We start from the raw sequence: 16,563 nt of genomic DNA on the forward strand, positions 1-16,563 counted from the left end.
TATGGATTTCATTTCTGAGGCATTACTATCCAGCGGCCCTTTCTCCATTGCTGTAAGTTTAGTATTCAATATATTGATCAGCGTGCTTGGTTTTATTCCAAGTGTATTCATCACGGCCGCCAATATCAGCGTATTTGGATTTGAAAAGGGATTGATCCTTTCTTACATAGGGGAAATTGCCGGTGCAGTGGTCAGCTTTTGGTTATATCGAAAGGGCTTTCAAACATTCAAACCCAAGTTCATGAAGAACCGGTGGGTCAAGAAGCTGCAAAAGTCACAAGGGTTTCATGCATTTTGGGTGATCCTGATGCTTAGGCTCCTTCCCTTTATACCATCCGGCGCAATCAACCTTACAGCAGCTTTAAGCAGGACGGGAATGATGATTTTCTTCCTCGCGACATCCATCGGAAAACTGCCCTCCCTCCTTGTCGAGGCATATTCGGTAACACAGAGGTATTGAAGGCATCGGACGATTTAAGGATTGTTTTGATACTGTTGATTCTCGTAATCTCAGTCGTTTATTATCTTAATAGAAATAAGAAAAAAGAAAGGGAGTAAGGAGCTTCACTATTTTTTTGGTAAATTGAATCGATTCATTTACCATTTTACAAACTCCTTATTTTTTTCAAGAATCGTTAACCCTTTATCTCCAAGGGTTAACGACCAGATCCAGAAGGCGACGAGTTCGCAATTTACTATATCCCTGTGCTGCGAACGGTATCGCAGCCTTTTTTCTGCGCCGCCTTTTCATCAAAATGGCAAAAGAAAGACATCACGATGGATGGGTCGAAATGCTTTCCTTTTTGTTCCACTTTGAACCCAATGATGCTGTTCCTGGAATACCCTGCCAATTCGCATGGCAGCCTTGAATTCCCTTTCAAAATCTATACCTCCAGTAATCTGCTGGATTTCCAACTCTGTCTCTTAGTCACTATTCTCATTGTCACGGCTCACTCCGTGCACGATTTGAAAGATAGGTTAAATGAACTATATCCGGATGATAAGGTATATAATACCATACAAGTTTTATATACAATGGTTACTAAGCATGTTTTGTGAGTAAGGGATAGATGACAAGTTTCTGACTGTACCAGGATCAGCCTTCGCTTTCCTTTAAGCATATTGCATGACGAAGGGTAAATGGGTTCATTTCCGCGAATGTTACACTTATATAATGAGATGATGCCTATACTATCTTCCTGTTTTCTGGAAAAAAGAATGAATTTATTGTGTTTTAATGGGAAATTCCTTTATAATGCGCATTAGATGATTTTTTAGCATTGAATACGAGAGGAGACTGAAATATGAAGAAACTATTGTACCCAATCATCATTGGATTATTGGCAGTTGTTCTAACGGCTTGTGGTTCGAACGATGAAGCTGATAAGAAAAATGACGAGAAAGAGACTAAAACAACTGAGAAAGAAACGGCTAAAGCAACTGAGGAACAGCAAAAACAGATGGAAGAAATGAAGAAGAAACTGGACAAGCAAAAGGTGGATGAAAAGAAAACGGTAGCCATCGTCAATGACGAAAAAATTTCAGGTGCGGAATATAATACCGTGTTATCCACCACACAAATGCAGATGCAGCAATTCGGACAAGACCCAACATCCAAGGAGGGCGCCAAACAAATTAAAGAGCAAACGCTCAACTCTTTAGTGGGGCAAAAATTGCTGCTTCAAGCAGCTGATAAAAAGGGCTACACAGCTTCCAAGGCTGAAATTGAAAAGCAACTTTCCGAAATCAAGAAGCAATATGAGAGTGAAGAGAAATTCAAGGCGGCATTGAAACAAGCAGGTCTGAATTCGGAAATGCTGAATGCCCAGATCGCAGAGAACATCCCATATACGAAGTACGTTGAAAAAGAGATTAAAGTAGAAGAAGCAACTGATGAAGAAATCCAAAAGTATTACGACCAGGTTGCGGAGCAAGCTAAAACAAGCGGACAGAAGGTACAGAAACTCGAAGAAATGAAGCCGCAAATCAAGGAACAACTAGAGCAGCAAAAGAAACAAGAAAAGCTTGTGAAGCATGTCGAAGAACTTCAGAAAAATGCTAAAGTCGATATTAAGATTTAATGATGAAAAGAGCTGCCGATTTTGGCAGCTCTTTCTTTATGGTCTTTGGTCCGCCTGCTAACACCCACGGCTTTTCAATTATTTATTCACCAGTTCTAGAGAAACGTGCAATTCTTTCACCTATTTCATCTCGAACACGTTGGAAGGTTGCCCATTTCTCTTCATTTGTTCCTTCCGCTTTTGCCGGGTCATCAAAGCCCCAATGTTCACGTCTCACATGCGGTGGTGTCATAGGACATTTGTCAGCCGCATCGCCACATAATGTAACGACAAAATCAGCATTATTCAATATATCTGGGTCAATGATATCCGATGTTTGATTGGAGATGTCCAATCCAACTTCATTCATTGCTTTTACTGCTTTGGGATTTAACCCATGGGCCTCGATTCCTGCACTAAGCACTTGCCATTCGTCACCTAAATATTTCTTCCCCCATGCTTCTGCCATTTGGCTTCTGCAAGAATTGCCAGTACATAAAAAGTATAGCGTTTTCTTAGCCATGCGGTTTCTCTCCTTTGTTTGTAAAGTAAGGTTTAATGAATAATTTGCAGCCATATATATAAGCCGGCCAATGTGATGAACAATGTAGGGATGGTTAAGATGATTCCCGTTTTAAAGTAAGTTCCCCATGAGATTTTCACGCCTTTTAATGAAAGGACATGCAGCCACAATAACGTAGCCAAAGAACCGATCGGTGTAATTTTCGGGCCCAAGTCCGAACCGATGACATTTGCATAAATAAGTGCCTCCCTGATTGCGCCTGTCGTATGGGTGTCGGAAATGGCAAGAGCGTCTATCATGACCGTCGGCATGTTATTCATAAGCGATGAAAGAATGGCTGCGATGAAGCCCATCCCGACAGTAGCAGCGAATAATCCTTGATCAGCTGTTACTTGTATAAGGTCAGCTAAAATGTTCGTCAATCCAACGTTTCTCAATCCATACACCACGACATACATTCCAATGGAGAAAAACACAATCGCCCATGGTGCGCCCTTTACAACGGTCTTGGTATTTACAGCTGGACTTCGTCTTGCCATAAACAAGAAGAATATGGCGATAACACCTGCAATGAAGGATACAGGAATGTTCAAAAATTCACTGATAAAGTAGCCTACCAACAGAATGCCTAAAACAATCCCAGACAGGCGAAACATTTTCACATCCCGAATGGCATCGACTGGCTTCTTCAATTGAGCCATATCATAATTCTTCGGAATGCTCTTTCTGAAGTACAAAAATAATACCAGGATGCTTGCTACTAATGAAAACAGATTGGGAACGATCATTCTAGATGCGAACTCAATAAACCCGATATCAAAAAAGTCAGCAGAAACAATGTTGACCAGATTACTTACCACAAGCGGTAAGGATGTAGTGTCTGCAATAAACCCACTCGCGATGATAAATGGGAAGATCATTCTCTCTTCTAACTTCAAGTTTCGAACCATCGCCAATACAATCGGAGTTAAAATGAGAGCCGCTCCGTCATTTGCAAAGAACGCAGCGACTAGAGCACCGAGAATGCTCACATACACAAACATCCTTACTCCATTTCCCTTAGCCGCTCTAGCCATATGCAGGGCTGCCCATTCAAAGAAACCAATTTCATCCAAAATCAAAGAAATAATGATAATAGCAATGAACGCCAACGTCGCGTTCCATACAATACCTGTAACAGTAATTACATCGTTGAAGTCAACAACCCCAAATAGTAAGGCAAGTACCGCCCCCCCCGCATGCTGACCAGCCGATTGACAATCCCTTGGGTTGCCAGATGACGAATGTCAACGTCAGCAAAAAGATGATACTAGCTAATATAACTGTACCCACTGATGTTCTCCTCCTCGTTAGTCACAACAAATCCGTTTTCCTTGTGCTGTTAATTCTTCTAATTTAAAGTTTTGACTCGGCAAGTCCTTGATGACCGTTTGAATAAATGAGTAATACGAGGATGTTTGGTTTAACGAGTAGAATATCCATTGTCCCCTTCTCGCTTCATTCACAATTCCGCTATCTTTCAACTTTCGTAAATGTTGGCTTATAGCCGGCTGGCTCATCTCGAATAGATCCACAAATTCACAGACACAGCATTCATGCTCAGACATGATCTTAATCATGGTCAAACGGGTTTTATCGCCTAATAATTTAAGAATGTTTGCCGTGGTTTCTATATCCAACGCCCCATTCATTGCCTTTCATCCCTCCTGGCCCAAATTAAATAAGTATATGCTTATGTGATTATTCAACATTATTGTATAAGCATATTCTTATTTAATCAACCATTAAATATTCAGCAATATAATTTTAAATTTTAGTCTGCTTAAAGATGTTTCATAAAGGGTGTTGTTGATTATCTGGATGAATTAACGTGCAGGATAGTTCATTAAGACAGGCAAAAATTCAGGAAATTTATTTATAAATTGTTTGCAAAATTTTTTCATGTCAAAAAATAAAAATGAAAAGATATCGTGCTTACTATATAAAATAAGTAAGTGTTTTTATGAATTGACCCAAATAAGGTTTGTTATTTCCCCTCATTTGCCCAATCTTAAATAATCCACTCTCATACAATAAAACCAGATTACTTAAGGGTACAAATGGTTTTATATTATAAGGAGTGAATATTATGGGTAACGACTCAAAAAGGGATTTATGTAGTGAATTTGCAAGGATTCTTGACGGTGATGCAAGTTTTATGAACGGAGTATGTCTAGTTCAAAGATTTAGAGACATACCATTTAAAATACTTGGAAGGAGAACTAATTCACCGTTAGTGAACCCTCAATTTTTCACCTTTGAGAATTTAGATAGTAAAGGAAATGCACTAAATCTAGGTGAAACAGTTCTACTTCAAGCCGAGGTAAATCCATTGTTAACAGAATTAAGAAAAAGGGACCTTATTGTAACAGCAGTTCATAATCACTGGTTGTTTGAAAACCCTAGAGCCATGTATATGCATTTTGAATCAATCGAACCACCACTGGAATTTGCTCGAAAAGTTCGGGAAGCATTCAAAGTTTTAAAAGGTTAATTTGAAAAACAATTTAATCAGGAGCTGAAATCAGCTCCAAAAATAATTTCATAGTACATCTTGAAATAAAAATTATAATGTAAAAAGACCAGCCTGTTTCAGACTGGTCCTTCTATTTCATTCACAACAGGAATTATTTTTCATTTCCAATCTCGCTAGAACGGGGCTGCCACAGCAAGAACCATCCTTAGTTTTAGTTGCTGGAGTATCAGAGTCACATGTGCTAGATGTTAAATTCACACTGCAAACTCCTGTTTCAGGCAGTTCCAAGTGTACTTCTTTTGCCCCCTCTACATCCCCTGTGAGATAAGCCACCACGGAACGGACTTGTTCGTAGCCTGTTGCCAGTAAGAATGTAGGTGCTCTTCCATAACTCTTCATCCCAACAATGTAAAAATTCTTTTCTGGGTGCCGTAACTCTTGTTCACCATGCGGTCTCACCGTTCCACAACTATGAATATTGGGATCAATAAGCGGAGCAAGCGCGTTTATGCTTTCGACAGCTGAGTCAAGGTTAATCCTTATTTCATTTAAAAAGGATATATCTGGTCTAAAACCCGTACTCACAACGATTTCCTCGATATCGCCGAGTGTGAATTCTTCCCCGTTCAGTTCTCCCGTGACAGTGATTTTACCGTTTGTTGGATACACTCCGTTAATATGAAAGGGAGTAAAAATATTGATTCGTCCAGACTCAACTAATTGCTGAATTCTTATGCCCAACTCTCCACGAGCGGCCAAGCCGTCGTTTTCTTGCCCGCCGTACACTTCATGAATCTGTTTTTTACGAAGAACCCAGTAAATCTTGGTATCCGTAAATTTCTGCTGTAAAGTTGCAAGGTCCAATAGAGCATTTATGGCAGAATGACCACTCCCGATCACCACGGTGGTTTTATTTTGATATCTGTTTTCTAATTGTTCGACGTTAGGAATGCCATAGTGGATTTGATTGTGTAATTGTCTCTCCGCATTCGTCCAAATTCCATTTGAAAGGATGGGGTTTGGATTGGTCCAAGTACCTGATGAATCAATGACCGCTTTCGCTTCAATAACTGTTGTGTCACCATTCACTTCTACATAGAGTTGAAAGGGAACCGTGTCCCGTTTTCCTGTTTTTAATTTATCGTGAGCCTTTTTGGCAACTCCGACTACTTTTGCCTGCAACATGACCTGTTCTTTTATTTCTGGAAGGTTACTTAAAGGCAGAAGGTACTCTTCTACCAGTTCACGACCTGTTGGCAAAGCTTCTTCGTCAGGTGACGTCCATCCTGCGTTCTCCAGTAATTCCTTTGCTGCTTGATCAATGTTATACTGCCATGGGGAAAACATGCGAACATGTCCCCACTCCAGCATACTCGAACCAACCGAGTCGCCTGCTTCCAAAACGATAAACTTCTCCCCTTTTTTCAGTAAATGAGCGGCCGTGGCCAGCCCCACAGGACCTCCTCCTATAATCGCTACGGGTAATGCACTTTTATCAAATTGATCCATCATTATTCCCTCCTAAATCCCCTTAAAAAAGTTGTAATTTGCAAGTATTGTCGAAAAATATACTACCCCCAAGGAGTAGTACAGCATACGGAAGACTTCAGCATTTTATCATTAAGCAATTTCAGGGAACGCACGACGGATTCCTTTTCAAACTCATTCATCGTCTTGAAGACCTCATTCAAGTATTCATTCATTTGCTGATCGATAGTTTGATTGACCTTCATTCCTTCTTCGGTCAAAGAAAGGATGGAAATTCTCCGATCTTCAGCATCTTGCTTTTTTGTGATCAAATTCAATTTTATCAGGGATTGGATTTGTCGGCTGAACGTCGTAATGTCCGTTCCTAGGGTTTCTGCAATTTGCTGGATGGAAGCTTTGTTTTGTCGATGTATTTCATACAGGATATGGCTTTGAACGAGTGAAATTTCAATTCCATCAGCGCTACAGCAATTTTTATTTAATAATCCAAACCGTCTTGTCAAGAGTTGGAAGAGACCTCTAAGGTTTTCATTTTCCATTACTTTCACCTCGCTTTATTTATACGCTAATTATTTGCATTTTGCAACTATTTGATTCAATTATTTTTTATTTATCCTTTTAGCTTGTTAAAAGCCGTCATGAAATTTCGGTGAGTTTCCTCGCCGTAATAGCACGCTTCTCCTTTGAAAAAATTCTTTTCGATGTATTTCTTTGCATTATCCGCCATAGGTTCACGCGATGATAAAACAAGTTTGAAATAGGCATCAAAATAACTGACAGACAATACGCTTGAATGGTTCACTGTCATAATACCCCTACCCCCTAATTGTTTACAGTAATTTCTCCATAGCCATCACATCGACAAATTCACCGTCTAATATTCCCTGGTTCTTAAACACTCCCACTTCTCTATACCCCCGTTTTCTGTACAATCCTTGCCCAATCTGGTTAAAGGGAAAAGTGAATAACACAATCTTATGGAAGTCATTTTCTTTTGCGTGCTTTTCGATGGATTGCAGCAATAAACCGCCAATCCCTTTTCCTCGATGATCTCTCGAGATATATACGGATAAATCGGCAACTCCGTTATAAGCATTACGGCTGTTATATTGGTTCAAGGAAGCCCAACCGACAATTTCCCCATCTTGCTCGGCGACAATCAGCTTATATCGCCCGATATGCTTGGTAAACCATTCCTCCATGTAGGCTTGATCCTTCGTTTCCGTTTCCAACGTGGCAATTTTATCCTCAATCCCCTGATTGTATATATCTTTGACCGAGTCCAAGTCTGTTTCAATCGCTTCACGAATGATCATTACATACCTTTCTCCTTTCGTTTGCCAAATGATTTTTTTAATATTCTTAGTCGATTTATAACATCAATAGTTGCAAATTACAAATATTTTGGTTTTTTATAGAAAGGATCACTATACGAATAAAAGTGCTTGAAACAAGAAAACTGCCGAGTGACCGGCAGTTTTATCAGTTTTATAAATATTTCCGGTGAATGCCTTTTCCATCATAGGAAAACAGTACTTCTTTTCCTTCTATGACAGATTCCATATGCACGGAGCGGCCCCAAAGCTGATGGATATATGGCATGACTTTTTCGAGATATTTCAGATCCAGCTCAATATCTTCATACCAATGTTTTAGATAAAGTTCCCCATTACGCATGAAGTCCCCATCGTTAACTGTGATATAAGGGAAACCTCCGTTAACCCTCATGCTCACGAGTTGATCACGAACATGTTCCCATGTCTTATCGACGATTTTATAATCCTTGCCCTGTTTTTGGAATAGGTACATATCCTCCCGCATGACCAGGTCCTTCGTCAAATAATTGCGGAGAAAGGATATATCCGATTCGATTTCCCTGACCTCGAACATCTTTTCCCGGCCAGATCCTGGCTTGACGCCGAGCCTGATCATTTCTTCGGTCGGATTATCATAGCGTTCTTCAATATCTTCAAGCACTTTCAATCCAAGATAATAAGGATTGATGCTGGTCCGTGAAGGCTGCACGACACCTGCGTTCAGTTTCGCGAATTCAATGGCTTCCCCTGAGGATAGATCCAATTCACGGATAATGCGCTGATGCCAGTAGGATGCCCAGCCTTCGTTCATGATTTTCGTTTCCAGCTGCGGCCAGAAATACAGCATCTCTTCCCTGATCATCGTCATGATATCCCGCTGCCAATCGGTTAAATCCCTGCTGTACTGTTCTATGAAAAGCATAATATCCTTTTCTGGCCTTGGCGGGAATTTTTTTCTTTTTTTAATGTTGGATTTCTGCGGTTTATCCTTATTATCAAGATTCCATAAATCATCGTATTGTGTGGCTGTCGGTTTTATTTCCTCTTCTTCTTCCTCATCTTCCATCGTCCAGGCAAGCTTCGGTCTCATCAGCGACGGATCGATATGTTCTTCAATGGCTAAAAGTGCATCCAGGAAGGTTTCCACTTCCTTTTTGCCATGCAGGATTTCATATTCACGGATTCTTTCTGCCGTTGCCGACATACTTTCTACCATATCCCTCTTGGTATTATTGAAACGTATATTATTCTTAAAGAAGTCACAATGTGCCAAAACGTGGGCAACAATCAATTTATTTTGTACAAGTGAATTGGAGTCCAGCAGAAAAGCGTAACAAGGATCAGAGTTAATGACCAGTTCATAGATTTTACTTAATCCAAAGTCGTACTGCAGCTTCATTTTATGAAATTGCTTTCCAAAGCTCCAATGAGAAAAACGGGTCGGCATCCCGTAGGCACCAAATGTATAAATGATTTCTGAAGGGCAAATTTCATAGCGCATCGGGTAAAAATCCAACCCGAACCCCGTTGCTATTTCTGTAATTTCACTAATGGCATATTCCAGAGCCTTTTGCTCCGCTTCATTCATCCGATATCCCCCTTGTCTTCCGCCTTTAAACTAATGTATGAAAAAAAGGAGGAAAAATGCCGTGATCATGAGTAAAGGTCCTCGATAACAGAAAAAAAACACCTCCATGAAGAAGATGTCAGGCCAAATGTTTCATGCAGTTCTGCACTCAATCCCTTAGATATTAAAATTTTGCTAATTCCGGATTCACAGCCTCTTTTTTCATTTTTGAACGGATCCAGGTAATGATGAGCGCTGTAATGATGACAAAACCTAAGTATCCTGTGATTGGGTATACCGTCCCAACCAATTTAATAAAGCCAACGAAACTTGCAAGGAAGGCGAGAATCCCGACTATAATCACGGATAATTTAAATCGTTTCGTTTCCGCAGGCACCAGCCTGACGGTGAATGCATACAGCATCCCGACAGCTGTATTATAAATCATTCCTAAAAGGATGATTGATAGGATATATCCCAACCATGGAGAAATCTGATTCGCTAAATGAAGGGTAGGCATACCAGAGCCTTCTATGCCCTTCAAGTCGGACATCATCCCCAAATTGATCAAAAATAACAGGATCCCCAATCCGATACCTCCCAGAATTCCTCCCATTCCAGCCTGTTTCTTATTCTTGAAGGTCCCGCCCATTACGGCCAGCATGGCAATTCCGGCAGTCATATTATATGAAACATAAAGTAATGAACCCATCAACCAATTTCCGGTTGCAGCCGTTCCTTTACTTGAAGATGAAATGATTTGATTGAAACTTAGATTGGATGTGAAAAATGAATAACCTGAAATAATGATCATGATAACGAATAAAAACGGTGTAACGGCACTAATGATGGACATTATTTTATTAACATTAAGTAAAAGCGTACCGATCGTGAGCACCGTCATGACGATTGCACCGACTATGCTTGGAATCCCGAATTGTTCCTCAAAAATCGTTCCGGAGCCGGCAATCATGATGACTGTAACGCCAAACAAGAAAAATGTGATGATAATATCGACCACCCTGCCTATATAGCGGCCGCAAATATGATCGATGATGCTTTTATGGGAACGTGTCTGGAGAGTGCTCCCCAACTGGGTAACTTGCATGCCCAAAAACGCGAATAAAACTGTCGCCACCACAATTCCCAATACACTGTAGATTCCAAAACTCGTGAAGAACTGTAACACTTCTTGTCCTGAAGCGAAACCTGCTCCAATGATGATTCCAATATATGCTCCTGCAAGATTAATACTGTTTTTCATATTAAACACCACCCTAATTATATGATTATTCTGAAAATTTCAGTTATAAGAATATCTTTCCTTTCATCGTTATCCTCCCAGCTTCAAGTTAACGGGCAATTGCCCATGAAGCCGGGAGGTCCTTTAATTCCAACTCTTATTAATTTGTATATCTTTTACTATAGGAAGTGAATTCATCGACCGCTGTATAATCGACTTCATAGCCAATGCCTGCCGCTTTTGGAACGGTTATGCCCCCATCATTCACTGTAACCTCTGGTTGGATGATGTCTTTATGCCAATAATTCGCGGATGCTGCCGTATCACCAGGCATCGTGAAGTTATCAAGTGTTGTCAATGCGATATTATGGGCACGCCCCACACCAGATTCCAACATGCCTCCGCACCAAACCGGTACATTCCTTTCTTTACATAATTCATGTATTTTCATAGCTTCCGTTAAACCGCCAACCCTGCCAATTTTAATATTAATGATTTTACAGCTTCCCAATTCAAGGGCTTTTCTCGCATCTTCGACGGAATGTATACTTTCATCCAAGCAAATCGGTGTTTTGATTTCCGCTTGTAATGTGGCATGATCGACAATATCATCCGATGACAAAGGCTGCTCGATCATCATTAAATCAAATTGATCAAGTTGTTTGAGTAATTCAATGTCTTTCAGCCGGTAAGCGGAGTTTGCATCTGCCATGATCGGGATATCGTGATATCGATTGCGCACCTCCCTGATTACGTCTACATCCCAACCTGGTTGAATTTTCATTTTGATTCTTTTATACCCATCCTTCAATCCAGCTTCTATCTTTGCCAGTAATTCAGGTACCGTTTTTTGGATGCCGATACTGATCCCAACTTCGATTTTTTCCAGCTCTCCGCCTAAAGCCATACTTAAAGGGATATTCTTTTCTTTTGCGTATAAATCCCAAATGGCTCCCTCGATTGCCGATTTTGCCATATTATTTTTACGGATATGCGAGAACATATCCGATACATCACGAGGATGCTCTATTTCTTTATCCAATACAAGCGGAATCAGGAAATCCTCCAGCATGGTCCAATTGGTTTTTATCGTTTCTTCGTTATACCAAGGTGCTGAAAATGCCACAGATTCAGCCCAGCCTGAAAGTCCCTCTCCATTTTTCACTTCCACAAGAATGAACTCCTTATCCACAAACGTTCCAAAGCTTGTTGTAAAGGGAGCTACCAAATCCATATTTAAATGACGTAAACGCACTTCCGTTATTTTCATCCCGATTCCCCTCTTATTCTTGTTTTTTTAATAAATAGTTTTGAATGTTTTCACCTTGTTCCCGTTCAATCCCGGCTGCAACATATCCTTTGGCAAAAAGAGCTTTGAATAATTCACCGGTTTTTAACCGCCAATCAATCGCAAGGCGAAGATCAGATTTTTTGATTTGTTGAATATCCGTCGGAATGGGGATGGCGATCACCTCGGCATTGGTTTCGAAATGATAATCCTTGATGTAAGGAAAGCCTTGGTCATTCATTCCTGTCGTTACGATGTGTATGGCTTTATCAGGAAGCGGAGTCGCTTCCTTTGCTTCCTGCCGTATATTCCATTCCACCATGAATCGATCAGTGGAAAGTCCTTCATTGAGGGTATCCTTCATATTTCCATAACAATCTTCCATGTATGTAGAGCAAACAGCTTTTAGCTTACCGATATTCAAGTTTGCATTCACACTTTCCAATGGATCATATGTCCATTTGATCAAGTCGTAGCCCTTTTTAAGTGCTTCCTCTTTTTGTGCAAGTTTAAGTAATCTGCCGTAGCCCTTCTTTTGATGGGCCGGATGGATGGCTAACATATGTGAACAAAGATATCCCCTTCCGTCCTTGAATCCCGGGAAACTGTATTGAAACCCGACTAACTGGCCATTGATATAGCCGCCTAATACAAGCCCGCCGTTTTTGACAGCTGTAATCGTCTGATGGATGGGAACGCAATCCATGCCCCATACAAGGGCTTCCAGCCGCTGCACTTCTTGTAGATCCTCTAGTCCGGATAGGGATTTTATGATGAATTCTTCAGTCATGTAAGTGGCCCTCCCCTCCATATTTCTCGAAAGTGAGTATGATGGCTTTGGCCAGGATTTCAATTCCCGATAACAAAGCTTCTTTGTTGAATGTCATGTTCGGATGATGGAGCCCTGGTGCCAAATCACAGCCCAATCCAAGCATCGTCGCTTTGAGTTCAGGTCTTTTCAACGTATAAAAATGAAAATCCTCCCCTCCTGTTGTAATGACTGGCGCTACCAAATTTTCCTCTCCAAGTGTATCGGCTATCGCTTCAGACATTATTTCCTGGGCTTGATCGTTCACGGTTGCTGCAGCAACACAGGTTCCCGGTTCGAGTTTCACTTCGACTCCATGGACAATGGCCAAAGATTCTGCAACCTTTTCCACCTTTTTGGTGAGCTCTTTCATCACTGCATTATCCTGTGCCCGTAAATCCAATGAAAAAGTGGCTCTCCCCGGGATGATATTGGAACTTTCGCCGCCAGCAAAAAACTGCGTCATTTTTACGGAATAAGGGATGGACGGATTGAGATGGATTCCATTTAACAAAGTGATGAATGCCGCTCCTATCTCGATGGCATTCTGCCCTTGATGCGGTCTGGCTCCATGCGCATCAGTTCCCGCTATTTCACCTTTAATGAACTGAGCGGCTCCATGGACAATGGCTGGCGCCGCTTGCCCATCTTTCACTTCCTCAACCGGTCTTAGGTGCACTCCATAAAGGAAATCGACATTATCCAATACTTTTTCTTCAATCATCTTCAAGGCGCCCGTACCTTTCTCTTCAGCAGGTTGGAAAATGAATTTAAGCTTGCCTCTTGGGCGAAAGCCCATTTCCTTCAATACAAGGAATACTCCAAGTGCCAAGGTCATATGACCATCGTGTCCACAGGAATGATTGGCTTGAAACGTCCCTTGCACCTCCTGCCAAAGTGCATCGATATCCGATCGTAATCCCACCGTGAAATCCCCATCCCCGATTTCGCCAACCACGCCTGTACAGTCCTCGAATGTTTTCACCGTACACTGATTGCCCGTTAAAATATTTGAAATGAAAGCTGTCGTATTCACCTCATTCCAACTCGTTTCTGGATTTGCGTGTAAATGGTCAAAAATATCGAGTATACGCGGCCTTAATTTTTCTATAGTTTGTGTGATATCCATTTCTGTCTCCCCCTTATTTAATCGGCATGTTCACCAACCGATGGATGTTTTATCTCAAAAGAAATAATCGTCTTGATTGAACGCATCATATATAGCTTTTCTTTCTTTGAATCCATGTTCATCCTTTATCGATACACCAGCTACTAAACTATTCAATAATGAAAATAACACTGGCGCCGTATCGATCGTAGAAGTCCTTGGTGTTGAAATGGGCAATAAAATGTCAGTGTATTCCGCAATCGGAGCCAGTTCGGAATCCGTAATCCCAATTACAAATGCACCCGCTTTTTTGGCCATTTCCGTTATTTTCACAGTCTCTTTAACATAGCGGTGAAATGAAATGGCGACAAAAACGGAATTTTCAGTCATTTTATCCAACAGTAAAAATATATCATCAGTATCAGGCCGATATAAATGGACCTCTTCCCTAACAAGCCTTAGCGTAAAGGTTAACCAATGTGCTGCCGAAAATGATAAACGGTGTCCGGAAATCAAAACATTGTCAGCTGCCGTCAATTTATCGACTGTTTTGGTGAAATCTTCATTTGATAAATTTTTCATGGTCTTTTCGATGCTGATGATATCCTGCCCCATCACTTGAGCCATGAAGTTTGGCTGACTCGCGGCTTCAAGTTTTGAAGAATGATATTCATTCAAACTGCTGCTCTCATATATCAACTGATTTCGAATAAGGTTTTGAAGCTCTGCATATCCGCTTAGCCCCAATGAATAGCAAAAGCGGATGATGGTCGTTTCACTCACACCAATCTCTTTTCCAAGCTTTTGAGCTGAAGTGACTGCAAATGTATGTGAATGCACCAACAAGTATTTTGCTACCTTTTTTTGACCAGTAGATAAACCAGGGAATACTTCTTTAACTTTTTGCTGTAAATCCATAAAACATCCCCTCTGATGCAAGATATGAATCCAATACTTTTTATATGACAATATGAAGTATTAACTTCATTAATAATAGTGAGTATTTTATCACGGTCCTTTTAATAAAACAATAATATTCTGAATTTTCACAATGAGATGGTGACAATGTCCTTCAAGCACAAAAAACAGAGATGGACTCCATGGATTCAGTTTGGCGAAATAAGATGGGGTTCGGAGTACGGGGATGGTTTTTCAGTCGGCGAAAAGCGAGCGGATTTCTGAAAGAGGGTATGTGTAATGATTTCCACTCCAGGCACTCGCTTTCCGCGGGCGGTCCTTGCGACTGTGTGGTGTCCCTCGACACGCTTTTCCCGCAGGAGTCTCGTACCTTCCGTTCCAATCAACTGTAACTTTTTTCAAAAGAAATATTGTAGGAAAACTGGCTCTTCTCCAATTCGTCTACAGTCTGGGGGTTCCATCAATTTTTCGACAAAAGGAGTTTCGGATTGTTTCCCCTGAACCAAGATAAAAATAAACTTGATTATCTTTCATGTTTTTTACTGCCTAATCTCGTTGGATTGAAGAAATTTGAGACGCTCCTGCCGAATTTACCGGCTAGCCGAGACCCCACAGACGCTTGCTTTGATGCGGCTTGGCAGACAATCGGCGGAAAGGGAGCGGAATTCTTCAATCACCTGAACTTTTCCAATAAAAAAACTGCAGGCAAACTGATTTTCCATCGAGTTTGTCTACAGCCTGAAACCACGAAGGTGAACTCCGTAATTTTCCTTCATTTATTTTTTATGACGCTTTGCGTAGCCACATCGTTTACATAATTCTTCAACTGCACATCTTCTTGAGAAACCATCATACATATTTTTAGCCCGTTCACCATTTAAAATGTCTTCAAGTGATGTTTCGAATATATTTCCAAGCGGTATTTTCCCTTCACTATCCAAACAACAAGGTACGACTGTACCATCCACCAAGATACCTAACTGATCTCTAAGAGCATAGCAGAAAATATTTTCATCGATAATGTCACGGTCCAATTCCGGCCACTCGAATTTTTCGGCCATGTTTATATAAACCCGGTCCCTTAACTTAATATTATTCTTTTGCTGAAGAGCTTCACTTAAGCGAATGTCCAATGAAAGCTTCTCCTCCAGCATGCTCAGAATATCATCGTTCAGGCCATTACTCGCTTTTAATTCAGCCGTATCCATATTCCATAAACGAATGGCACAAATCACTTCACTTTTTTCATTTGCTTCATTTATAAAATCGGCAATATTACTGACATAAGAGTCAAGACTATTGGTCGTATCGTTTGCCTCAAAGCTATGAAGTGAAATATTCACCTGCCGGAGGGCTTTTTTGGAGAGCAGCTTGTCTTTGACCTTTTGAATCAAAGTACCATTCGTTGTAATATTAACCTTCAGGTCATTTTCAGCACTGATATCCAGGAATGTTCCCAAATTTTTATTTAAAAACGGTTCACCCATCAGATGAAAATAAATATGATCGGTGTGTGGTTTGATTTTCTTGATAACATCCGTAAACCCTTCGGGATCCATGAATTTAAGGGTCCTTTGCAAGCTGGAACTTGGGCAAAAATTACACTTCAAATTACATATATTCGTAATTTCCACATAAACTTTCTTAAACTTTCTCATTTTCTAATACCCCTACAATCAAGCTTATTGTTTCAATCTGATACTAACTATACTGGTTAGCTGCCCATAAA

17 protein-coding genes and 1 pseudogene are annotated in these 16,563 nt (G+C 40.7%); 3 read left to right on the forward strand and 15 right to left on the reverse strand.

Going from position 1 to position 16,563, the window contains the following annotated elements:
• The first annotated feature begins 1 nt into the window (after position 1).
• On the forward strand, positions 2-460 hold the full coding sequence (locus tag A6755_RS22000; RefSeq protein WP_084738049.1) for a TVP38/TMEM64 family protein: 459 nt from the start codon (positions 2-4) through the stop codon (positions 458-460).
• A 235-nt stretch (positions 461-695) separates the two neighbouring features.
• On the opposite strand, the gene A6755_RS22005 is transcribed toward A6755_RS22000, so the two are convergent.
• Entirely contained in the window at positions 696-881 is a 186-nt protein-coding gene (locus tag A6755_RS22005) for a hypothetical protein (RefSeq protein ID WP_063591957.1), read from the reverse strand.
• A 423-nt stretch (positions 882-1,304) separates the two neighbouring features.
• On the opposite strand from A6755_RS22005, the gene A6755_RS22010 reads away from it, so the two are divergent.
• Entirely contained in the window at positions 1,305-2,081 is a 777-nt protein-coding gene (locus tag A6755_RS22010) for a SurA N-terminal domain-containing protein (RefSeq protein WP_063591958.1), read from the forward strand.
• A gap of 82 nt (positions 2,082-2,163) precedes the next feature.
• On the opposite strand, the gene arsC is transcribed toward A6755_RS22010, so the two are convergent.
• From arsC to A6755_RS22025, 3 genes and pseudogenes are all read right to left on the reverse strand, one after another.
• Positions 2,164-2,583 carry an arsenate reductase (thioredoxin) gene (arsC, locus tag A6755_RS22015; protein WP_063591959.1) on the reverse strand — a complete coding sequence of 140 codons (420 nt, stop codon included), beginning with the start codon at positions 2,581-2,583 and terminating at the stop codon, positions 2,164-2,166.
• Between the two features lie 32 nt (positions 2,584-2,615).
• Positions 2,616-3,915: pseudogene (locus A6755_RS22020) on the reverse strand (arsenic transporter).
• A 17-nt stretch (positions 3,916-3,932) separates the two neighbouring features.
• Positions 3,933-4,274, reverse strand: a complete 342-nt coding sequence (locus tag A6755_RS22025) for an ArsR/SmtB family transcription factor (RefSeq protein ID WP_063591960.1) — start codon at positions 4,272-4,274, stop codon at positions 3,933-3,935.
• A 437-nt stretch (positions 4,275-4,711) separates the two neighbouring features.
• On the opposite strand from A6755_RS22025, the gene A6755_RS22030 reads away from it, so the two are divergent.
• Positions 4,712-5,116, forward strand: a complete 405-nt coding sequence (locus A6755_RS22030) for a DUF1259 domain-containing protein (RefSeq protein WP_063591961.1) — start codon at positions 4,712-4,714, stop codon at positions 5,114-5,116.
• Positions 5,117-5,233: 117 nt separating this feature from the next.
• Here the strand turns inward: A6755_RS22030 and A6755_RS22035 are convergent, their stop codons facing one another.
• The 11 genes from A6755_RS22035 to A6755_RS22090 form a co-directional block, all read right to left on the reverse strand.
• Positions 5,234-6,610 carry an FAD-dependent oxidoreductase gene (locus A6755_RS22035; RefSeq protein ID WP_134402172.1) on the reverse strand — a complete coding sequence of 459 codons (1,377 nt, stop codon included), beginning with the start codon at positions 6,608-6,610 and terminating at the stop codon, positions 5,234-5,236.
• 59 nt (positions 6,611-6,669) lie between these two features.
• Positions 6,670-7,125, reverse strand: a complete 456-nt coding sequence (locus tag A6755_RS22040) for a MarR family winged helix-turn-helix transcriptional regulator (RefSeq protein WP_063591963.1) — start codon at positions 7,123-7,125, stop codon at positions 6,670-6,672.
• Positions 7,126-7,196: 71 nt separating this feature from the next.
• The gene (locus A6755_RS22045; RefSeq protein WP_063591964.1) at positions 7,197-7,394 is read right to left on the reverse strand and encodes a hypothetical protein; all 198 of its coding nucleotides are present in this window, start codon (positions 7,392-7,394) and stop codon (positions 7,197-7,199) included.
• 22 nt (positions 7,395-7,416) lie between these two features.
• Positions 7,417-7,902, reverse strand: a complete 486-nt coding sequence (locus A6755_RS22050; RefSeq protein ID WP_063591965.1) for an arsinothricin resistance N-acetyltransferase ArsN1 family A — start codon at positions 7,900-7,902, stop codon at positions 7,417-7,419.
• 172 nt (positions 7,903-8,074) lie between these two features.
• Positions 8,075-9,490: a SpoVR family protein gene (locus A6755_RS22055; protein WP_063591966.1), complete on the reverse strand. Its 1,416-nt coding sequence runs from the start codon at positions 9,488-9,490 to the stop codon at positions 8,075-8,077.
• Positions 9,491-9,653: 163 nt separating this feature from the next.
• The gene (locus tag A6755_RS22060) at positions 9,654-10,733 is read right to left on the reverse strand and encodes a YkvI family membrane protein (RefSeq protein ID WP_063591967.1); all 1,080 of its coding nucleotides are present in this window, start codon (positions 10,731-10,733) and stop codon (positions 9,654-9,656) included.
• 139 nt (positions 10,734-10,872) lie between these two features.
• Positions 10,873-11,982 (reverse strand): o-succinylbenzoate synthase, encoded by a 1,110-nt coding sequence (menC, locus tag A6755_RS22065; protein WP_063591968.1) that lies wholly within the window; start codon positions 11,980-11,982, stop codon positions 10,873-10,875.
• Between the two features lie 13 nt (positions 11,983-11,995).
• Entirely contained in the window at positions 11,996-12,790 is a 795-nt protein-coding gene (locus A6755_RS22070) for a GNAT family N-acetyltransferase (RefSeq protein WP_063591969.1), read from the reverse strand.
• Positions 12,783-13,931 carry a M20 peptidase aminoacylase family protein gene (locus tag A6755_RS22075; protein WP_063592660.1) on the reverse strand — a complete coding sequence of 383 codons (1,149 nt, stop codon included), beginning with the start codon at positions 13,929-13,931 and terminating at the stop codon, positions 12,783-12,785. The genes A6755_RS22070 and A6755_RS22075 overlap by 8 nt, the downstream gene beginning before the upstream one ends.
• Before the next feature lie 60 nt (positions 13,932-13,991).
• Positions 13,992-14,834, reverse strand: a complete 843-nt coding sequence (locus tag A6755_RS22080; protein WP_063591970.1) for a MurR/RpiR family transcriptional regulator — start codon at positions 14,832-14,834, stop codon at positions 13,992-13,994.
• Between the two features lie 776 nt (positions 14,835-15,610).
• Positions 15,611-16,492, reverse strand: coding sequence for a radical SAM/SPASM domain-containing protein (locus tag A6755_RS22090; protein ID WP_034315057.1), 882 nt, complete (start codon positions 16,490-16,492; stop codon positions 15,611-15,613).
• Positions 16,493-16,563: the final 71 nt, after the last annotated feature.

The organism is Peribacillus frigoritolerans, assembly GCF_001636405.1.
Classification (GTDB): Bacteria; Bacillota; Bacilli; order Bacillales; family DSM-1321; genus Peribacillus; species Peribacillus frigoritolerans.